At 71.3% G+C, this 18,356-nt stretch carries 15 protein-coding genes; 6 read left to right on the forward strand and 9 right to left on the reverse strand.

Going from position 1 to position 18,356, the window contains the following annotated elements; genetic code table 11:
* Positions 1 to 249: 249 nt before the first annotated feature.
* The gene (locus N5079_RS21350) at positions 250 to 2,085 is read right to left on the reverse strand and encodes an AMP-dependent synthetase/ligase (RefSeq protein ID WP_261585723.1); all 1,836 of its coding nucleotides are present in this window, start codon (positions 2,083 to 2,085) and stop codon (positions 250 to 252) included.
* A gap of 143 nt (positions 2,086 to 2,228) precedes the next feature.
* Here N5079_RS21350 and N5079_RS21355 point away from each other — a divergent pair, with 143 nt between their 5' ends.
* Both N5079_RS21355 and N5079_RS21360 read left to right on the forward strand, forming a co-directional pair.
* Positions 2,229 to 3,713, forward strand: a complete 1,485-nt coding sequence (locus tag N5079_RS21355; RefSeq protein ID WP_261585724.1) for a peptide MFS transporter — start codon at positions 2,229 to 2,231, stop codon at positions 3,711 to 3,713.
* Positions 3,714 to 3,719: 6 nt separating this feature from the next.
* Positions 3,720 to 4,334, forward strand: coding sequence for a trimeric intracellular cation channel family protein (locus tag N5079_RS21360; RefSeq protein WP_261585725.1), 615 nt, complete (start codon positions 3,720 to 3,722; stop codon positions 4,332 to 4,334).
* Positions 4,335 to 4,376: 42 nt separating this feature from the next.
* On the opposite strand, the gene N5079_RS21365 is transcribed toward N5079_RS21360, so the two are convergent.
* Complete coding sequence (locus N5079_RS21365) at positions 4,377 to 5,804, reverse strand: PLP-dependent aminotransferase family protein (protein WP_261585726.1); 1,428 nt, start codon at positions 5,802 to 5,804, stop codon at positions 4,377 to 4,379.
* Positions 5,805 to 5,867: 63 nt separating this feature from the next.
* Between N5079_RS21365 and N5079_RS21370 the strand changes: the two genes are divergently transcribed.
* The gene (locus N5079_RS21370; RefSeq protein ID WP_261585727.1) at positions 5,868 to 6,473 is read left to right on the forward strand and encodes a YczE/YyaS/YitT family protein; all 606 of its coding nucleotides are present in this window, start codon (positions 5,868 to 5,870) and stop codon (positions 6,471 to 6,473) included.
* A 23-nt stretch (positions 6,474 to 6,496) separates the two neighbouring features.
* A complete protein-coding gene (locus N5079_RS21375) occupies positions 6,497 to 8,251 on the forward strand; it encodes a glycoside hydrolase family 15 protein (RefSeq protein WP_261585728.1) in 1,755 nt (584 codons plus the stop codon).
* A gap of 47 nt (positions 8,252 to 8,298) precedes the next feature.
* Here the strand turns inward: N5079_RS21375 and N5079_RS21380 are convergent, their stop codons facing one another.
* Positions 8,299 to 9,255: a hypothetical protein gene (locus tag N5079_RS21380; protein WP_261585729.1), complete on the reverse strand. Its 957-nt coding sequence runs from the start codon at positions 9,253 to 9,255 to the stop codon at positions 8,299 to 8,301.
* Positions 9,256 to 9,297: 42 nt separating this feature from the next.
* Positions 9,298 to 10,284, reverse strand: a complete 987-nt coding sequence (locus N5079_RS21385; RefSeq protein ID WP_261585730.1) for an LD-carboxypeptidase — start codon at positions 10,282 to 10,284, stop codon at positions 9,298 to 9,300.
* A gap of 31 nt (positions 10,285 to 10,315) precedes the next feature.
* On the opposite strand from N5079_RS21385, the gene N5079_RS21390 reads away from it, so the two are divergent.
* Positions 10,316 to 11,194 (forward strand): sulfotransferase family protein, encoded by an 879-nt coding sequence (locus tag N5079_RS21390; RefSeq protein WP_261585731.1) that lies wholly within the window; start codon positions 10,316 to 10,318, stop codon positions 11,192 to 11,194.
* Here the strand turns inward: N5079_RS21390 and N5079_RS21395 are convergent.
* The 5 genes from N5079_RS21395 to N5079_RS21415 all read right to left on the reverse strand — a co-directional run bounded on the left by N5079_RS21395 (position 11,172) and on the right by N5079_RS21415 (position 16,968).
* Positions 11,172 to 13,091 (reverse strand): ABC transporter ATP-binding protein, encoded by a 1,920-nt coding sequence (locus tag N5079_RS21395; protein ID WP_261585732.1) that lies wholly within the window; start codon positions 13,089 to 13,091, stop codon positions 11,172 to 11,174. The genes N5079_RS21390 and N5079_RS21395 overlap by 23 nt on opposite strands.
* Before the next feature lie 60 nt (positions 13,092 to 13,151).
* On the reverse strand, positions 13,152 to 14,006 hold the full coding sequence (locus N5079_RS21400; protein ID WP_261585733.1) for an enoyl-CoA hydratase/isomerase family protein: 855 nt from the start codon (positions 14,004 to 14,006) through the stop codon (positions 13,152 to 13,154).
* A 197-nt stretch (positions 14,007 to 14,203) separates the two neighbouring features.
* Positions 14,204 to 14,419: a helix-turn-helix domain-containing protein gene (locus N5079_RS21405; RefSeq protein ID WP_030904785.1), complete on the reverse strand. Its 216-nt coding sequence runs from the start codon at positions 14,417 to 14,419 to the stop codon at positions 14,204 to 14,206.
* A 114-nt stretch (positions 14,420 to 14,533) separates the two neighbouring features.
* On the reverse strand, positions 14,534 to 16,132 hold the full coding sequence (locus tag N5079_RS21410; protein WP_261585734.1) for an ABC-F family ATP-binding cassette domain-containing protein: 1,599 nt from the start codon (positions 16,130 to 16,132) through the stop codon (positions 14,534 to 14,536).
* Positions 16,133 to 16,305: 173 nt separating this feature from the next.
* On the reverse strand, positions 16,306 to 16,968 hold the full coding sequence (locus N5079_RS21415) for an acVLRF1 family peptidyl-tRNA hydrolase (RefSeq protein WP_261585735.1): 663 nt from the start codon (positions 16,966 to 16,968) through the stop codon (positions 16,306 to 16,308).
* A 164-nt stretch (positions 16,969 to 17,132) separates the two neighbouring features.
* On the opposite strand from N5079_RS21415, the gene N5079_RS21420 reads away from it, so the two are divergent.
* Positions 17,133 to 18,347 (forward strand): EAL domain-containing protein, encoded by a 1,215-nt coding sequence (locus tag N5079_RS21420; protein WP_261585736.1) that lies wholly within the window; start codon positions 17,133 to 17,135, stop codon positions 18,345 to 18,347.
* The last annotated feature ends 9 nt before the right edge of the window (positions 18,348 to 18,356 follow it).

Raw genomic sequence — 18,356 nt, forward strand, 5'->3', positions numbered from 1 at the left:
CATCGGTGACCTCCCCCCCTTCACCGTGATCATGCACACCTTCCCGTACGACCGGCTGACCAGCGAGACCGCGGCCGGTGATCATGCGATCCGGAATCGCATGATCACACAACTCGTCCTACCAGCTCAGGCCGAAGCCGGGGGACACCGTGCATGATCACGCTCAGAGAAGGCCCTGGCCTGCCGTACGGCCGGGAACCCGTGCATGATCACCGCATGATCACCGCATGATCACCGCATGGTCACCCACTAGTACATGGAGGTGATGATTTCGCCGTACTTGGCGTGGATGACGCGGCGTTTGAGCTTGAGGCTGGGGGTGAGCTCCTCGGTCTCGGCGGTCCACTCGACGGGCAGCAGCCGCCACTTCTTGACCTGCTGGACGCGGGCGAGCTTCTCGTTGGCCGCCTCCACCGCGGCCTCGACCTCCTTGAGCACGTCCGGGTGCTCGGCCAGGCCGGCCAGTGACGTGAACGCGATGCCCCGCGCCTGCGCCCACCCCGGGGCCACCTCGCCGTCGAGGGTGAGGATCGCCACCGGGTACGGCCGGCCGTCCCCGTAAGCGAGGGCCTGCCCGATGAGGGGGTGCTCCTTCAGGTGGTTCTCGATGTTGGCCGGGGAGATGTTCTCGCCCCCGGCGGTGATGATGATCTCCTTCTTGCGGTCGACGATCCGGACGAAGCCGTCGTCGTCGATGGAGCCGACGTCGCCGGTGTGCAGCCAGCCGTCCGCGTCGATCAACTCGGCGGTCGCCTCCGGCCGGTTCAGATAGCCGGTGGTGTTGAGCGGGCTCCGAGTCAGGATCTCTCCGTCCTCGGCGATCTTGACCTCGACACCGGGCTCGGCCTGGCCGACCGTGCCGAGCTTGAACGTGTCCGGGCTGTTGGCGGTGAAGGCGCCCGTCGTCTCGGTCATGCCGTACACGTCGATGACCTTGAGGCCGAGACCGGCGAAGAACCGCTGGACCTCGGTGGGCATGGGGGCGGCGGCGGTGGCGAGCCAGCGTGCGGCGTCGAACCCGATCATCGCGCGAATGATCGACAGCAGCGCCGCGTCGGCCTGCTCGTAGGCCGCCTGGACCTCGGGCGAGACGGTCCGGCCGTACTGGAGGCCCTCGACGTAGGCGAGCCCGGCCTCCATCGCCTTGCGGACGTTTTCCTGCTGCTCCTCTGGCTGGGTGGCGAGCAGCGCCTGGAGCTTGGCCATCATCTTCTCCCACACGCGCGGGACGCCGAAGAACATCACCGGCCTGACCTGGCCGAGCGTCGCGCCCAGGTTCGCGAGGTCCGTGCAGAAGTGCACGTGGGAGACCTTGAACAGGGGGAGATAGAGGCTGAGGACGCGCTCGGCGATGTGGGCGTAGGTGAGGTAGGAGATCTGCGTGCCCCGCGCCGGCAGCGAGGTCATGCGGTCGGTGGACTCGACCTCGAACAGCACGTTGGTGTGCGTGAGCGGCACGCCCTTGGGGTTGCCGGTGGTGCCGGAGGTGTAGAGCACGGTGAGCACGTCGTCGGGGGCGACGGCCTTCCAGCGGGCGTCCACGGCGGCCGGGTCGGCGGCGAGCGCCTCGGCGCCGAGGGCGAGGAAGTCGGCCCAGCCGAGGAAGCGGTCGTCGCCGTCCGGGGCGCCCTCCAGCATGATGATCTTGCTCAGGCCGGGCAGCTCGCCCAGGATCGGCTCCCATCGGGCCAGCTCAGCGGGCCCGCCGAGCACGGCGATCTTGGCCGACACGTCCCTGCCCACGAACGCCACCTGGTCTGGGGCGAAGGTACCGTAGACGGAGCACGGGACCGCGCCCGCGTGGACCGCGCCCAGGTCGGCCAGCACGTGCTCGCTGCGGTTGACCATCATGAGAGCGACGGCGTCGCCCGGCCCGGCACCAAGGGCGGCGTAACCGGCCGCGATCTCAAGTACGCGCTGCCGCGCCTCGGCGTAGGTCAGCGTGGCCCAGCCACCCCCCGCGACGGGGTCGGAGTAGGCGGGGGCGTCGGGGTGCTCCTCGGCCACCTGCCTGAGCTGGCCGCACACGGTCCTTCCGGCGATCTCGCTCAGGATCGCGGCCCGCACGTCAACAACCCCGGCCATCGCCCGCCTCCACATGGGTGCCCTGCTGGATGAGTGGGATGCATCGCATCACACCGCACAACTCCGATCAAGACCCTGAAAGGAAGAAGAACGTGGACCCTTGCCCCGACGACTCATCTGGCCATCCCTCCTCCCAGAGCCCAGTGGGAGGAGCGGCCACGGCGACCCGATCGCCCGAGCGGGAGGAGACGTTCTTCGGCCATCCGCGCGGCCTCGCCACGCTGTTCGGCACCGAGATGTGGGAGCGCTTCAGCTACTACGGCATGCGCGCGATCCTGGTGCTGTTCCTGTCGGCGCCGGCGGTGCGCGGCGGGATGGGCCTGGCGGAGACGACGGCGGCGGCGGTCTACGGGGTCTACATCGCGTCGGTCTACCTCTTGGCGCTGGCAGGCGGCTGGATGGCCGACCGGTTGTTCGGCCCGCGCAGGACGGTCCTGTACGGCGCCGTAGTGATCATGTGCGGCCACATCAGCATGGCGGTCCCCGTGGGCGGGCCGTTCGTCTGGCTCGGCCTCGCCCTCATCGCGCTCGGCAGCGGCATGGTCAAGCCGAACATCGCCGCCCTGGCCGGGGAGCTCTACCGGCACGCGGACGACGCCCGCCGCGACGCGGGCTACACGATCTTCATCATGGGCATCAACCTGGGCGCCTTCGTCGGGATCATGGTGGTGCCGTGGCTGCAGCGCGGCGACCGGTGGCACCTGGCCTTCGGGGCGGCGGCGGTGGGCATGGCCGTCGGGCTGGTCACGTTCGTCCTGGGCCGGTCGAAGCTCGGGGGCGTCGGCGAGCAGCCCGACCACCGGCTCACTCCTGAGGAGCGGCGCCGCTTCACGATCGTCCTGTGCGTCACCATCGTCGTGGTGGCGGCGGCGCTGGCCGCGTGGGCGGCCACCGGCACGTTCACCATCGACCGGTTCGCCCTTGTGCTGGCGGTCGTGACGGCGGCGGTCCCCGTGGCGTACTTCGTCTTCCTCTTCACCGGCTCACACGAAATCACACCGCAGGAGCGCGTCAGGCTCTACGCCTACCTGTGGCTCTTCCTCGCGGCGGCCGTGTTCTGGCTGGTGTACGACCAGTCGGGGAGCGCGCTGACGCTGTTCGCCCAGAAGAACACCGACCTGAACATCCTGGGCTTCGACATGCCCGCGGGCTGGGTGTCCAACGTCAACTCGATCGCGATCGTCATCCTGGCCCCCGCCTTCGCCGACCTGTTCCTCAAGGCGGGCGAGCGGATCAGCACGCCGCTCAAGTTCGCCGTGGCGCTGCTGCTCGTCGGGCTGAGCTTCGTGGTGATGTCGGTGGCGGCCCACGTGGCGTCGGGCGGCACGAGGGTGTCGGTCATGTGGCTCATCTCGGTGTACCTCATCCAGACCATCGGCGAGTTGTTCCTCAGCCCCACCGGTCTCTCGGTGACCAACAAGCTGGCGCCCCGGGCGTTCGAGAACCAGATGATGGGCGTGTGGTACCTCGCCATCTCCCTCGGCGACTCGATCGGCGGCCAGGCCTACCGGCTGACCAGCGTGGTGCCGATGCCGGTGTACTACCTGAGCCTCGCCCTCGTGGCCCTCCTCGCCGGCCTGGCACTGCTGGCGTCCATGCGGAGGCTCCGGGCGCTCATGCGAGACTGACGACCCGTGACTCCCCTCCTCGATCTCGCCGGGATCCTCGTCTTCGCTCTCTCGGGAGCGCTCCAAGGGGTCCGCAAGCGGCTGGACCTCGTCGGGATGGCGGTCCTGGCGTTCTTCACGGCGGTCGGCGGCGGCATCCTCCGGGATCTGTTCATCGGAGTGCAGCCCGCGGCGTTCCGCGATGTCGGCTACCTGCTCGTCCCCCTGGCGGCCACCGCGATCGCGTTCTTCTGGCATCCGCAGATAGAGCGGGCCATGCCCGGCGTACTGATCTTCGACGCGGCGGGGCTCGGCCTGTTCTGCGCGGTCGGCACCCACAAGGCGCTCAGTTACGGCCTCAGCGGGCCGCACGCGGTCTTCCTCGGCGTCCTCACCGCGGTCGGCGGCGGCATCCTCCGCGACGTCCTGTCCGGCGAGATGCCGAGCCTGCTCTACGACCGGCAGCTCTACGCGGTCCCGGCGATGCTCGGGTCGGCCGTGATGGCGACGCTCCACGGCTTCGGCGTGCGCGGGTTCGTCGCCACCCTGGCCTCCGCCGTGCTCGCCTTCGGCTTGCGGATCGTCGCCATGCGGTACGGCTGGCGGGCCCCGCTGGCCCGGGGGGTCACAGAGCCGGGGTGACCTCCACAGAGCCGGGCGACCTTCACAGCGTCGAGGTGACCTTCAAAGCGTCGGCGTGAGCGCCTCGCGGGGGCGGTAGCCGTACGGGGCGGCAGAGCCCGCGATGCGGCGGACCGCCTCCTCCAGGATCTGCGCCGGCTGGGTGAACGGCAGCCGCAGGTAGCGTTCGAGCGTCCCCTCGACACCGAACCACGGGCCGGGGGCGAGCCGTACGCCGCGGGTGGCGGCCGCCTCGGCCACGGCGCTCGCCACGGGAGCGTCCAGCCGCACCCACAACGAGCCGCCGCCCGGCGGCGTCGTGAAGGTCCACGCGGGCAGCTCCTCGCGCAGCGCCGCGACGAGGGCCGAGCGTGACGCGCCGAGCGCACGGCGGCGCTCCGCCCGGGTCTCCTCGATCCGCCCGAACAGGTGCGCCACGACGAGCTGCTCGAAGACCGGGCTGGCGATGTCCACGGCCGCCCGCAGCATCGCGAGGCGGCGGACCAGCGCGGCGGTGCCCCTGACCCAGCCGATTCGCAGGCCGCCCCACCACAGCTTGGACGCCGACCCGATGCCGACCACCCGCCCGTCGGTGTCGAAGGAGGCGAGCGGCGCGGGCGAGCCGACGTCGTCGAGGGCCAGCTCAGCCCAGGTCTCGTCGGCCAGCAGGGTGGTGTCGTACCGCCGGGCGGCCGCCACGAGTTCCGCCCGGTCCTCGTCGCCCATGAGGTGGCCGGTCGGATTGTGGAAGTCGGGGATGACGTAGGCCAGCCTCGCCGCCGACTGCCGCATCGCGCAGGTCACCAGGTCGAGGTGCCAGCCGTCCTCGGGGATGCCGACCGGCACCAGGCGGGCGCCGCGCATCCGCGCGACGTCGATCGCGTGCGGGTACGTCGGCGACTCCACGAGCACCGGGTCTCCCGGCCCGGCGAACAGGGTCATCAGCAGGTGGATGGCCTGCTGGGCGCCGGTGGTGACGATGATCTGGTCGGGCCGGGTGGGCAGGCCGCGCTCGCGGTATCTCCGGGCGATGGCCTCCCGGAGCACCGGCAGCCCGATGGGGTCGTAGCCCATGCCCAGCGCGTACCGGTGGTAGCCCCGCCCGGCCTCGGCGATCGCCTCGCCGAGGAGCGCGGGCGCGGGCGGCGCGGCGGTGTGCAGCGGGAGCAGGCCGTCGTGGTCGGGGCTGATCCACGGGTTGTCGGCCCCGAGCGCGGCCGGGTCCGGCAGGGCGGTCCAGCTCCCCGACCCCTGGCGGCTCTCCAGGTAGCCCTGCTCGCGCAGCCGGTCGTAGGCGGTGGTCACGGTCGTCCGGCTGACTCCCAGGGCCTCGGCGAGGTGGCGTTCGGCCGGGACCCGCACCCTGACGGCCAGCCGCCCGTCCAGGATCAGGCCGCGCACGGCTTCGGCCAGGGCCTTGTAGTAGGGCCGGGCGTCCGGCGGGACCTCCAGGAGGCGGGCCAGCTGCGGCGCACTAAGATACCGGTCCATAAGGCCACTTTCCCGTATTGGCTCTTTATTTACAAGTAAATGGCCCGAAAGATGGAAACCACTATGAGTGAGCTTTCGCTGCCCCGGTTTGGTTCCCTTTCGTCTCGGCTTCTGCGTCTCTACATCGGTCTCACCGCGTACGGCACCGGGATCGGGCTGCTCGTCCAGTCCGGCCTCGGCCTCGACCCCTGGGAGGTCTTCCATCAGGGCCTGTCGGTCCGGACGGGCTGGTCGATGGGGGTGTGCATCAACCTCGTCGGCGCCCTCGTCCTGCTCCTGTGGATCCCGCTGCGCCAGCGGCCCGGGCTCGGCACGATCAGCAACGTCGTGCTGGTGGGCACCTTCGCCGACCTCGTGATGTGGCTGGTCCCCGAGCCGGGGCAATGGGCGGCGAAGTGGGCCTTCCTGCTGGGCGGCATCGTCTGCATAGCGGCCGCCTCCGGCCTCTACATCAACGCCGGCTTCGGCCCCGGGCCACGGGACGGCCTGATGACCGGCCTCGCCCGTCTGGGCCTGTCGATCCGGCTGGGCCGTACGCTCGTCGAGCTCACCGTGCTCGGCGCGGGCTGGCTGCTCGGCGGCACCGTCGGCGTGGGGACGGTCGTCTTCGCCGTCACCATCGGCCCCCTGACCCAGCTCTTCATGAAGGTGTTCCGCGCTCCCGGATAGACCCGCCGGGTAGCGTGGCGCCCATGCGGATCGAGGACTACGCCCTCATCGGGGACATGCAGTCGGCCGCCCTGGTCGGCCGCGACGGCTCCGTCGACTGGCTCTGCCTGCCCCGGTTCGACTCCCCGTCGTGCTTCGCCCGCCTGCTCGGGGACGAGTCCAACGGCTTCTGGCGGCTCGCCCCTTCGGGCGCGGAGTTCGCCACCCGGCGCGCCTACATCGAGGACACCCTGATCCTGGAGACCGTGTGGGAGACGCCCACGGGCGCGGTCAAGGTCACCGACTTCATGTCGCCGCGCCACACCAGCCCCGACCTGATCCGGATCGTGGAGGGCCTGACGGGGACCGTCGAGATGACCGCCGAGATCCGCATCCGCTTCGACTACGGCCGGATCGTCCCGTGGGTCCGCCGCGCCGACGGCGATCTGCACGCCATCGGCGGCCCCGACTCGGTCTGGCTCCGCACCGGCGTCCGGCTGAAGGGCGGCGGCTACCGGCACACCGGCACGTTCACCGTGTCGGCCGGGGAGCGCGAGACCTTCGTGTTCACCTGGCACCCGTCGCACCAGCCGCCGCCGGAGCCCGTCGACCCGCTCGCGCAGCTCGGCGAGACCCGGCTGATGTGGGAGGAGTGGGTCTCCCGCTGCAGCTACAACGGACCCTGGCGGGACGCCGTCGTCCGCTCGCTCATCACGCTCAAGGCCCTCACCTACAGCCCCACGGGCGGCATCGTCGCCGCCCCCACCACGTCGCTGCCCGAAAACCTCGGCGGCGTCCGCAACTGGGACTACCGTTTCTGCTGGCTGCGCGACGCCGCGATGACGCTCGACGCGCTGACCCTGTCCGGGTACGTCGAGGAGGCCGGCGCCTGGCGTTCGTGGCTCCTCCGGGCCATCGCGGGCCGCCCCGAGGACCTGCAGGTCATGTACGGCGTGGCGGGCGAACGGCGGCTTCCCGAGCTCACGCTCGACTGGCTGCCCGGTTACGAGAACTCCCGGCCCGTGCGGATCGGGAACGGCGCGGCCGGCCAGCTCCAGCTCGACGTCTACGGCGAGGTGATCAGCGCCCTCTACCAGGCCCGCAAGCAGGGGATGCCGCCCGACGACCACGCGTGGGCCATGGTCCGGAGGCTCATGGAGTTCCTGGAGTCCAACTGGGACAAGCCCGACGAGGGCCTGTGGGAGGTCAGGGGCCCCCGGCGGCACTTCGTGCACTCCAAGGTCATGGCCTGGGTCGCGGCCGACCGGGTCGTCCGCGTGGTCGAGGAGCTGGGCCGTACGGGCCCCGTCGACCGCTGGAAAGCCCTGCGGGACCGGATCCACGCCGAGGTCTGCGACAAGGGCTTCGACCCCGAGCGCGGCACGTTCACCCAGTCGTACGGCTCCCGCGAACTGGACGCCGCGCTGCTGCTGATCCCCATCGTCGGGTTCCTGCCGCCCGAGGACCCCCGAGTGATCGGGACCATCGAGGCGATCGAGCGGGAGCTGATGACTGACGGCTTCGTGCTCCGCTACCCGGTCGCCGAGGACAACGACGTCGACGGGCTGCCGGGCGCCGAGGGCGCCTTCGTGGCCTGCAGCTTCTGGCTCGCCGAGGCCCGGGCCCTGGTGGGCCGCAAGGACGAGGCCATGGAGCTGTTCGAGCGGTTGCTGGCCGTCCGCAACGACGTCGGCCTGCTCGCCGAGGAGTACGACCCCGGCTGCGGGCGCCAGCTGGGGAACTTCCCGCAGGCGTTCAGTCACATCCACCTGATCCGCACGGCCCTGGCGCTCGGCTAACAGGCTCGGTCCGCCGGGTCAGCCGGCCGGGCTCGGTTGGCCGGCGCTCAGTTGGCCGGGCCGGCGATCCGCGCCAGCAGGCGGGCGAACTCCGGCGGCGGCGCCACGACGAGGCGGGTCTGCCCGTCGTGGGCGACCAGGTCGGCCTGGATGCGGGTCAGCCGGTCCCGGTGCCACCAGTAGACGTGCGGGCTCAGCCCCTCGTCCCGGCTGTCGAACTCCCGCTGGGCGAACATCCGCAACCGCTCGATGGCCCGCACCACCCCGATGCCCGCCACGGGGTGCAGGGCGGCCATCCGGCGCTGCGGAAGCGCGACCAGCATGCCGTCCGGCGGCACGAGCATGTGATCGGAGAGCCGGCGCAGGTGCGCGGCCGCGCTCGGGGCCGTCAGCAGGGAGACGCCGGTCCCCCCGAGATCGAGCCGCGACACGACCGGCCGCTCGTCGGCCAGCGCGTTGTCCACCGCCACGTCGAGCGCCTCACCCGGAGGGATCGGCCAGCAGAAGGCCTCCTCCGGACGGACCGGCCGGGTGCCGATGGTCAGCACCTCGATCAGGTCGGCGCTCAGGTGCCGGCCGATGATCCGGGACGGGTCCGGGATCGCCGGGTCGTCGGCTGTGTGGACCCTCGTGCGCAGCAACGGCCGGATCGGCGTGAGGTTGCAGGCGTCGAACGGCTCGCCGGACACGGCGTGGGCCAGGTGCTCGGAGACCAGCATCGGCCAGTCCTCGCGGGAGCGGCGGCCGGCCTCCCGGCGAAGCCCGACGAGGTTGACCACCCGGCCCGGTGCTTCCGGCGCCCGCGCCCCCGTCGACTCCGCGTCCCCCGTCTCCGGCTCGGGTGAGGCCAGGGTCAGGGACGTGCCGTCAGAGGCGAAGCCGCAGGCGAACCCCATCGTCTCGGCGACGAGGGCGAGAAGCGAGTCAAGGTCGACGTCCTCGATGGACTTCGATGCGGGAGGACTGGGCTGCGTTCGGCCGAGCAGTCGCCGCAAGAGTCGCAATGCACCATCCCTCCGCCTCTGCCCGGAGTTTCCAGGCGGGTTTCAGGCTGCCGTGTCCGGGTCGCGAAACATGCCAGACAGCGAGCACGATTCGGTATCAATGGCCCCATCTGTCTCCAGCCACACACTGAACTGTGGTGTGCCGTGGCCGATGGGGAGGCCCGCGATGATCGGCACACCCAGGGGCGCGAGCCGCTCGGCGAGCACCGGGAGCGGGTCGCCGCAGTCCACCCAGGAGCCCAGGGCGAAGCCCGCGGCGCCGTCGAAGCAGCCCGCCTGCAGGAGTTGCGTCAGCATCCGGTCGATCCGGTACGGCGCCTCGTCCACGTCCTCCAGCAGCACGATGCGGCCTTCGGCGCGGAAGGCGTGCGGCGTGCCGCAGAGTGAGGCGAGCATGGTCAGGTTGCCCCCAGCGACAGGCCCAATGACGGGCCCAGTGACAGGCTCCTCGGCCCGGCCTGGAACGAGCACCCGGTCGCCCGTGACCGCCCCGGCGGCCGCGCCGGCGAAGAGGCTGTCCCGCAGATGCCCGAAGGTCCGGGGTTCGGGTCCCCCGGGGTCGCTGATCGTGGCGCACGCCGGCATCGGCCCGAACAGCGTCGGCAGTCCGAGCCTCCGGGCGAACGCGAGGTGCAGCGCGGTGATGTCGCTGGAGCCGAGGAGGATCTTGGGGCCGGCCGCCTCCATCGCGTCCCAGTCGAGCAGGTCCAGCAGCCGCGTGGCCCCGTAGCCACCGCGGGCGCAGATCACGGCCGCCACCCGGGGGTCGCACCACGCCTCCTGGAGACCGGCGGCCCGGACGGAGTCGTTCCCCGCGAGGTAGCCGTCCCGGTCCGTCAGCCCGGCTCCGGGCACCACGTCGAGGCCCAGCCCGGTGAGGACCTCGATGCCGCGGGCGAGCCGTACGGGATCGACCGGGCCGGAGGGGGCCACGAGCGCGACGGTGTCCCCCGGCCGCAGACGCCGTGGGGGGCCGCCCACCGTTATCGAGGCGTCATCCCCCGGGCCCCCCGAGATGCGTTCGTTCACCCCCCAAAGGGTGTCAGACTTAGCCGTACCTATGCGACCTCCGACGCACATTCTCGTGGTCAACGGCGTGAAGGTCCGTCAGCCGGTGTTCGTGATGGGCGCACCGCACTCCGGCGCGGACCTCCTGGGCCGTGCCCTCAAGCGCTCCCCCGGGTTCCACGTGACGATGGGCCGGGCCCCCGTGGCCCGGGTCGTGTACGCCTTCGCCAGGAGGCCGTCGATCGCGCGCAGCGGCGGCGCGCCGAGCGTGATCCGCGATGTGCTGGCCGAGGCGTGGCAGGTCGTCCCCGGAGCCTGCGCGGAGTGCACCGCGACCTGCCGCGAGGCGGGCGGGATCGTCGGCTCCGGCCCCTGCGTGGGCGCCGGGACGCTCGCCCGGTTCGGCGACGCCGGCCCCGACCTGCTCTACAGCGCGCCCGTGCTGCTACGGGCCTTCCCCGACGCCCGGCTGATCCAGATCATCCGGGACGGTCGTGACGTGGTCGCCGACATGCTGGCCGACCCCACCTGCATGGCCTGGTTCAAACCGCACATGCTGAGCGAGGACGCCGAGTTCCCCAACCCGTTCCTCGGTGTGAGCTCCGCCGGCCACCGCGGCCGCTGGAACGACATGGCCCCCGCCGGGAAGTGCGCCCTGCGCTGGCGCGGCGCCGTACGGCTCAGCGCGACACTCCGCCGGGAGCTGCCGGCCGAGCAGTTGCTGACGCTGCGCTATGAGGACATGCTGGCCGCGCCCGGCGAGGCGATCGACTCCGTGTCGTCCTTCCTGGAGACCAAGATCTCCACCATCGCCCTGTACGGCACCGCCGCCCCGAAGCCGGGCGGCTGGCGCAAGCGGCTGACCCCGGCCGACGCCGAGCTCGTGGAGAAGGTCGGGCGCGAGGAGCTCAGGCGTCTCGGCTACCGGTGAGATCCGGGCTGGCAGTGGCATCCGGGCTGCCCGCGGTGAACTGGGTCCGGTAGAGCTCTGCGTAGGCGCCGCTCCGCTGGAGCAGCTCCTCGTGCCCGCCGCGCTCCACGACCTGCCCGTCGTCGATCACCAGGATCGTGTCGGCCTCGCGGATGGTGGAAAGGCGGTGGGCGATCACCAGCGAGGTCCGCCCGCGCAGGGCGGTCTTCAGCGCCTGCTGCACCGCGGCCTCGGACTCGGAGTCGAGGTGGGCCGTGGCCTCGTCGAGCACCACGACCTGCGGCGCCTTCAGCAGCAGCCGGGCCAGCGCGATCCGCTGCTTCTCCCCTCCCGACAGCCGGTAGCCGCGGTCGCCCACCACCGTCTCGAGCCCCTCCGGCAGGTTCTTGACCAGGTCGGCGATCTGGGCCGCGCGCAGCGCCTCCCAGACCTCCTCGTCACTCGCCTCCGGCCGGGCGTAACGAAGGTTGGCGCCGATCGTGTCGTGGAAGAGGTGGGCGTCCTGCATGACCACGCCGACGGTGTCCCTGATGCTCGCGAGGGTGGCGTCGCGGACGTCCGTGCCGTTGACGCGGACGGCCCCCTCGTTGACGTCGTAGAGGCGGGAGACGAGCGAGGTGATGGTGGTCTTGCCCGCCCCGGAGTGCCCGACCAGGGCGACCATCTCCCCCGGCCGCGCGGTGAAGGTCACGCCCTTCAGGACCTCCTGCGAGGGGCCGGTGTCCGGCCGGGCCACCGACTCCAGGGAGGCCAGCGACACCTCGGCCGCCGCCGGGTAGCGGAAGCGGACGTCGTCGAACTCGATCGTCACGGGGCCGCCCGGGATGGGCCCGGCGCCGGGCCGCTCGGCGACCATCGGCTTGAGGTCGAGCACCTCGAAGACGCGGTCGAAGCTCACGAGGGCGGTCATCACGTCCACGTGGACGTTGGACAGGCTGGTCAGCGGGCCGTACAGGCGCATGAGCAGCGACGAGAGGGCCACCAGCGTGCCGAGGGCGAAGGCGCCGGACACGGCCAGCACGCCGCCGAAGCCGTAGACGAGCGCGGTGGCCAGCGCGGCGACCAGGGCCAGCGCGATCCGGAAGACCGCGCCGTACATCGCGACCGTGACGCCGACGTCGCGCACCCGCCCCGCCCGCTCCCCGAAGTGGACCGCCTCGTCCTCCGGCCTGCCGTACAGCTTGGCGACCATGGCCCCGGCCACGTTGAAACGCTCGGTCATCACCGAGCTCATCTCGGCGTCGAGCTGCATCTGCTCGCGGGTGAGCGCGGACATGCGGCGCCCCACCCACTTCGCCGGGAAGATGAAGATCGGCAGCAGCACCAGCGCGACCAGTGTGATCTGCCACGACAGCACGAGCATGGCCACGAGCACCATGACCAGGCTCACCACGTTGGAGACCACCGAGGACAGCGTGCTCGTGAGCGCGCGCTGCGCCCCGATGACGTCGCTGTTGAGCCGGGAGACCAGCGCGCCCGTCTGCGCCCGCATGAAGAAGGCGACCGGCATGCGCTGGACGTGGTCGAACACCTCGGTGCGCAGGTTGTAGATCAGCCCCTCTCCGATCCGCGCGGAGAACCAGCGCTGCACCAGCCCGAGCCCGGCGTCGCCCAGGGCCAGGGCGCCGATCGCGAGGGCCAGCCACAGCACCACATCGGTCCGTCTCGGGATGATGCCGTCGTTGATGATCGCCCTGATCAGCAGCGGGTTGGCGATCACGATGACCGCGTCGACCACGACCAGCGCGAGGAAACCCGCGATCTGCTTCTTGAACGGCCGGGCGTATCCGGCGATGCGCTTCACCGTCCCCGGCGCGATCCGCTCCTTCGTCACAGAGCTGTCGCGCCGGAGCGACCGCATCACCTGAGGCCCGTAGCCCCCGCCCATCATCGCCATATACCGTTCATCCTCCCGCCTGTGAAGCATCGGGAGGATATCCCCGATTCCTCCTGAGCCTCAGCTGGAAGCGAACAGCGTCCGCAGCCGCACCGCCTGCTCGGCGCGCTCGGCGGCGGCCTGCTCCTCCAGCGTCCTTTCGGCCGCACCCTGGAGCAGCCGCTTGGTCGCGGCCGCCGCGTTCCGGTCGGTGCCGAGCAGGGCCGCCGCCAGGTCCGCCACGGCCTGGGCCAGCTCGCCCGGCGGCACCGCGACCTCGGCCAGGCCGAGTTGGAGCGCTTCGGCCGCGCCCACGGTGCGCGCGGTCAGGCAAATCTCGATCGCCCGGGGAACCCCCACGAGTTCCACGAGCGGCTTGGTGCCCGTCAGGTCCGGAACCAGCCCGAGGGCGGGCTCCTTCATGCAGAACTTGACGTCGTCGCCGACGACACGGAGATCACACGCGAGGGCCAGCTGGAACCCCGCGCCGATCGCGTGGCCCTGGACCGCCGCGATGGACACGATGTCGGGCCGGCGCAGCCACAGGAAGCCCCGCTGGGCCTCGGCGATCGACCTCTCCAGAGCCGTGTCGTCGAGCCCGGCGTAGCTCGCGAACGAGCCCTGCCCGGGCACTCCGTCGGGTGTGAACATGCGCAGATCGATGCCCGCTGAGAAGGACGGCCCCTCACCTCGGATCACGACCACTCGTACCTGGTCCGGCAGGTTCTCCCCGATCCGGGCCAGCGCCGACCAGGTGGCGAACGTCTGAGCGTTCCGCCGGTCCGGCCGGTCCAGAGTGATTGTCGCGATCTCGCCGCCCACCTCGAAGCGCAGCCCGATCTCGGCCAGTTCGGCCGCTGAGATCGTCTCCGTGTCCGAGGGGTCGCTCACCGCCTGGGCTTGCTTCCCACTCCCCCCAAATGCCGCTTCCGCCATCGCCTGCTCCTGCGTCCGGTCGAGGTCGCGTCGCCTCGCACGGCCGGTCCGGTGCGGCGTCCCGTCCGTGCACGGCTCGCGATCCCCATTGTCCTGCGGTCGCGCCCGAGCCTACCGAACGAAATTCGGATGGGTCGGACGCGACCGCTCCGTCCACGGGAACGAGCGGCTGCGGTCGCGCGTTGTGAGGCGGATCTCTAGCGCTTGGACTTGCCCCGGGTCGCCCCGCCGCGCCCGCGCAGAGTCACGCCGGACTCGCTGAGGATGCGGTGGATGAACCCGTATGACCGGCCGGTGGAAGCCGCTAGGGCGCGGATGCTCTCACCCGCGGAATAGCGCTTCTTGAGATCGCTGGCCAGTTTTTCACGGTCGGCCCCGGTCACCCGGGTGCCCTTCTTCAGAGTCTCGGCCACGAGTACCTCCTGTAGTGCCAGACTTCCGCAGCGTTACTTACGCCATGATCAGTCATTTCGGCTGGATCGGCTACCTACTCCGCGGGAAAAGATCCCTACCCGCTCAAATTAAGATCAGGCGAGTGCCACAAGATCGGAAAATTCGTCGCTCCAGGCGTCCTCGACTCCGTCTGGCAGCAAGATGACCCTATCGGGCCGTAGCGCCTCAACTGCGCCCTCATCATGAGTGACCAGCACAATCGCGCCCGTATAGGAGCTGAGCGCGGACAGGACCTGGTCTCTGGACGCCGGATCCAGGTTGTTCGTCGGCTCGTCGAGCAGGAGCACGTTGGCGCTCGACAGGACCAGCGTCGCGAGGGCCAGCCGGGTCTTCTCGCCTCCCGAGAGCACCCCGGCCGGCTTCTCCACGTCGTCTCCGGTGAACAGGAACGATCCGAGGACCTTGCGCAGGTCGACGTCCGCCAGATCGGGACCGGCCGAGCGCATGTTCTCCAGGACCGTGCGGTCCGGGTCGAGCGTCTCGTGCTCCTGCGCGTAGTAGCCGAGCTTCAGGCCGTGACCGGGCCTGACCTCGCCCGTGTCGGGCGTCTCCAGGCCACCCAGGAGGCGCAGGAGCGTGGTCTTGCCCGCGCCGTTGAGGCCCAGGATGACCACTCGCGAGCCACGATCCACGGCCGCGTCGACGTCGGTGAAGACCTCCAGCGAGCCGTACGACTTGGACAGGCCCTGCGCCGTGAGGGGGGTCCGCCCGCAGGGCGCGGGGTCGGGGAAGCGGAGCTTGGCGACCCTGTCGGAGCGCCGCTCGCCCTCCACGCCCGCGAGCATGCGTTTGGCCCGGCGCTCCATGTCCTGCGCGGCCTTGGCCTTCGTGGCCTTGGCGCGCATGCGGTCGGCCTGCGAGAGCAGCACGGACGCCTGCTTCTCCGCGTTGGCCCGCTCGCGCTTGCGGCGCTTCTCGTCCGTCTCCCGCTGCGCCAGGTAGGCCTTCCAGCCGACATTGTAGGTGTCGATCACGCACCGGTTCGCGTCGAGGTGCAGAACGCGGTTTACCGTCGCATCAAGAAGGTTGACGTCATGGCTGATGATCACCAAGCCGCCTTGGTGGGATCGCAAAAAATCACGAAGCCACCCGATTGAGTCCGCATCGAGGTGGTTTGTCGGCTCGTCAAGCAGGAGAGTCTCCGCCCCGCTGAACAGAATCCGGGCCAGCTCGACCCGGCGGCGCTGCCCTCCGGAGAGGGTCTGGAGCTGCTGTCCGAGCACCCGGTCGGGCAGCCCGAGGCTTGACGCGATCGACGCCGCCTCCGCCTCCGCCGCGTAGCCGCCGAGGACGTGCAGCCGGTCTTCCAGCCGCCCATAGGCGCGCACGGCCTTGTCCCGGACCCGGGGGTCGTCGGCGGCCATGCCGAGCTCGGCCTCGCGGAGCTCGCGGAGCACCTCGTCGAGCCCGCGCGCGGACAGGATGCGGTCGCGGGCGAGCACGCTCATGTCGCCGGTGCGCGGATCCTGCGGCAGGTAGCCGACACTGCCGGTGATCGTCACCGTGCCACCGGCGGGGATTCCCTCACCGGCGAGGACCTTGGTGAGCGTGGTCTTGCCCGCACCGTTCCGGCCGACCAGGCCGATCTTGTCACCCGGGTTGACCCGGAACGAGGCGCTCTCGATGAGCAGCCGGGATCCGGCGCGCAGTTCGACGTCAGTAGCTATGATCATGATGAAGGGGACACTCCCGGGAAGTGGTGGAGGACAGGATCGGCGAGGAGTCGATCAGTCGGGAGTGCGCATACCCGCCATTGTAGGGCCACGACAGGCCCCCCGATCTGGACCGCTCATCTGCCGGCGGTCCGCGTCACCTCCGAGGGTCTCCGCGGCGTGACGGGCGGAGATCATACCTCCGGGTCGATGACGCGGATCCGGACCGCGCGGAACTGCGCGGAAGCGCCTTCCAGCACGGCCAGCCGGGGGTCGGGAACCGTGAGGAAGGGTCCGCCCTCCAGGGCGAACACCGGCGCGAGGCGCCTGTCCTCGCGCAACTCGTCGATCGCCCGCCTGTCGCCTCCCAGGACGACCGCCTCCAGCTCCGCCGCGCGGGGAGCGAGCACCCGGGCGGCCACGTCGGCCGCCGCGCGCATCGCCTCCGACGACTGCTTCTCCCTGCGCCTGGCGAACCGCTGCTGCGACCAGCCGCCCGCCGCGCTGCGGCCGTGGACCAGCCGCGACCCGACCTTGGACACCACCAGCCGCTCCCCCTCGAACACCCCGGCCGCGTAGCCGCCGAGCCGTACGAGAAGGACCCCCACCCGGCGGCTCCGGCACGCATGGGCCACGAGGGCCGCCACGGGCGACGTATCGCCGGGAAAGGACAGGGGTGGGAAGGACACGTGGCATTCGGCGACCGCGCCGTCGGCGGCGGCCAGCCGTACGACTTCGGGGGTCGCCGCGACCTCGACGGCGCCGTGCCGTTCGGCGAACCCGCGCGCCCATCCCGAGAGCCGCTCGGGGGACACCGCCACCCATCTACCGCCGCCCGCCGCCGGCCGTGCCGTCATGGCAGGTGAGATTACCCTGGCGGCGGCCCGCGCCGGTTCTCCCGGATCCATGCTCAACAGATGGGGAAATGTCGGTGAATTTAGGCCGGCGTGGCCGGTGTGCCGGGTGGGAAGGGCGCACAATTTCAATCGTGTCGGCCCCCTCCTCTCCGGCGGTGCCCGTTGTGACCCCACCTCAAGCGACCGCTCCCGGCGTCCCGGGATTCAGCGACTTCGCCGCGATCCCTTCCGGGGACTTCGCCGCGATCCCCTCCGGACCCCCGAGCAGGCGTGACCGTTCCGGCAGCCCGCTGTTCCTGCCGGTCGTCGACCTCGACACCGGAGGCGTCGTCGCCGTCGAGGTGATCGCCCCCGGCGTGCCGGACGATCCGCGGCCGGGTGTGGACGGGACGGTCAACGGTGTCCTCGCCGCCTCGCGCGAGGAGGCGCTGCTTCCGCTCGTGCTGCCCATCCCGGCGTCGGCCGTGACCTACGGCTCGGCCGGGCTCGCGCCGCTTCACGAGGCGCTGCGCGCGTCCAACCGCCGCCCGCGCGAGGTCATCCTCATGATCGAGGGGGACATCTCCCCCCGTGACCGGGCCGCGCTGCTGTCCGGCATCGACGGCCTCCGGGCCGTGGGCTACCTCATCGCGTTCGGCGGCCTCGGCACCGCGTATCTCCCTCTCGACCTGCTCGCGGACGCCTCGCCGTACGTCCTGGTCATCTCGCCTGACGTGGTCGAGCGGGTGCCGCGCGACCCGCGCCGCAGCGGGCTGGCGGAGTCGCTGGTGAGCCTCGCGCGCGGCATCGGCGCCCACCTGCTCGCACCCGGCCTGCGGGACGAGAGCCAGCTCGCGGCGGTGCGCGGCTGGGGCATCAGACTCGCTCAGGGGCCGCTGCTCGCCCCGCTCGACTGGAAGCCGTCGCACGGCCACGGCCGGGTCCACGTGCCGCTGCCGGTGCCCGAGACCACGCCGATCGACGCAATGCTGGGGCCCCGGGTCCAGGAGTTCCTCCTGCCCGCCGTGACTCTGCCCATGGAGGCCACGGCGGAGGAGGTGGTCTCCGTGCTCAGCGCCGAGCCGTCGATCACCAGCGTGGTCCTCGTGGACGAGTACCAGCGGCCGCGCGGCAGCATCGACCGCAGCCGTTTCCTGCTGTTCATGGCGGGGGCGTACGGCCACGCGCTGCACGCCAGGAAGCCCGCCGGACGTCTGGCCGACACGGCGAGGGTCGTGCCGAAGACGACCCCGGCGATTGCCGCCATGCAGGTGGCGGGGCGCGACAACACCCGCGTCTACGACGATCTCGTGGTCGTCGACGAGGTCGGCCGGTGCATGGGCGTCGTCCGTGTCAGCGACCTGATCCGCCACGTCGCCAACCTCCAGCACACCCGCTGACCCCCTCCC

It is taken from the genome of Planotetraspora sp. A-T 1434, assembly GCF_025420585.1.
Classification (GTDB): Bacteria; Actinomycetota; Actinomycetes; order Streptosporangiales; family Streptosporangiaceae; genus JAOEGB01.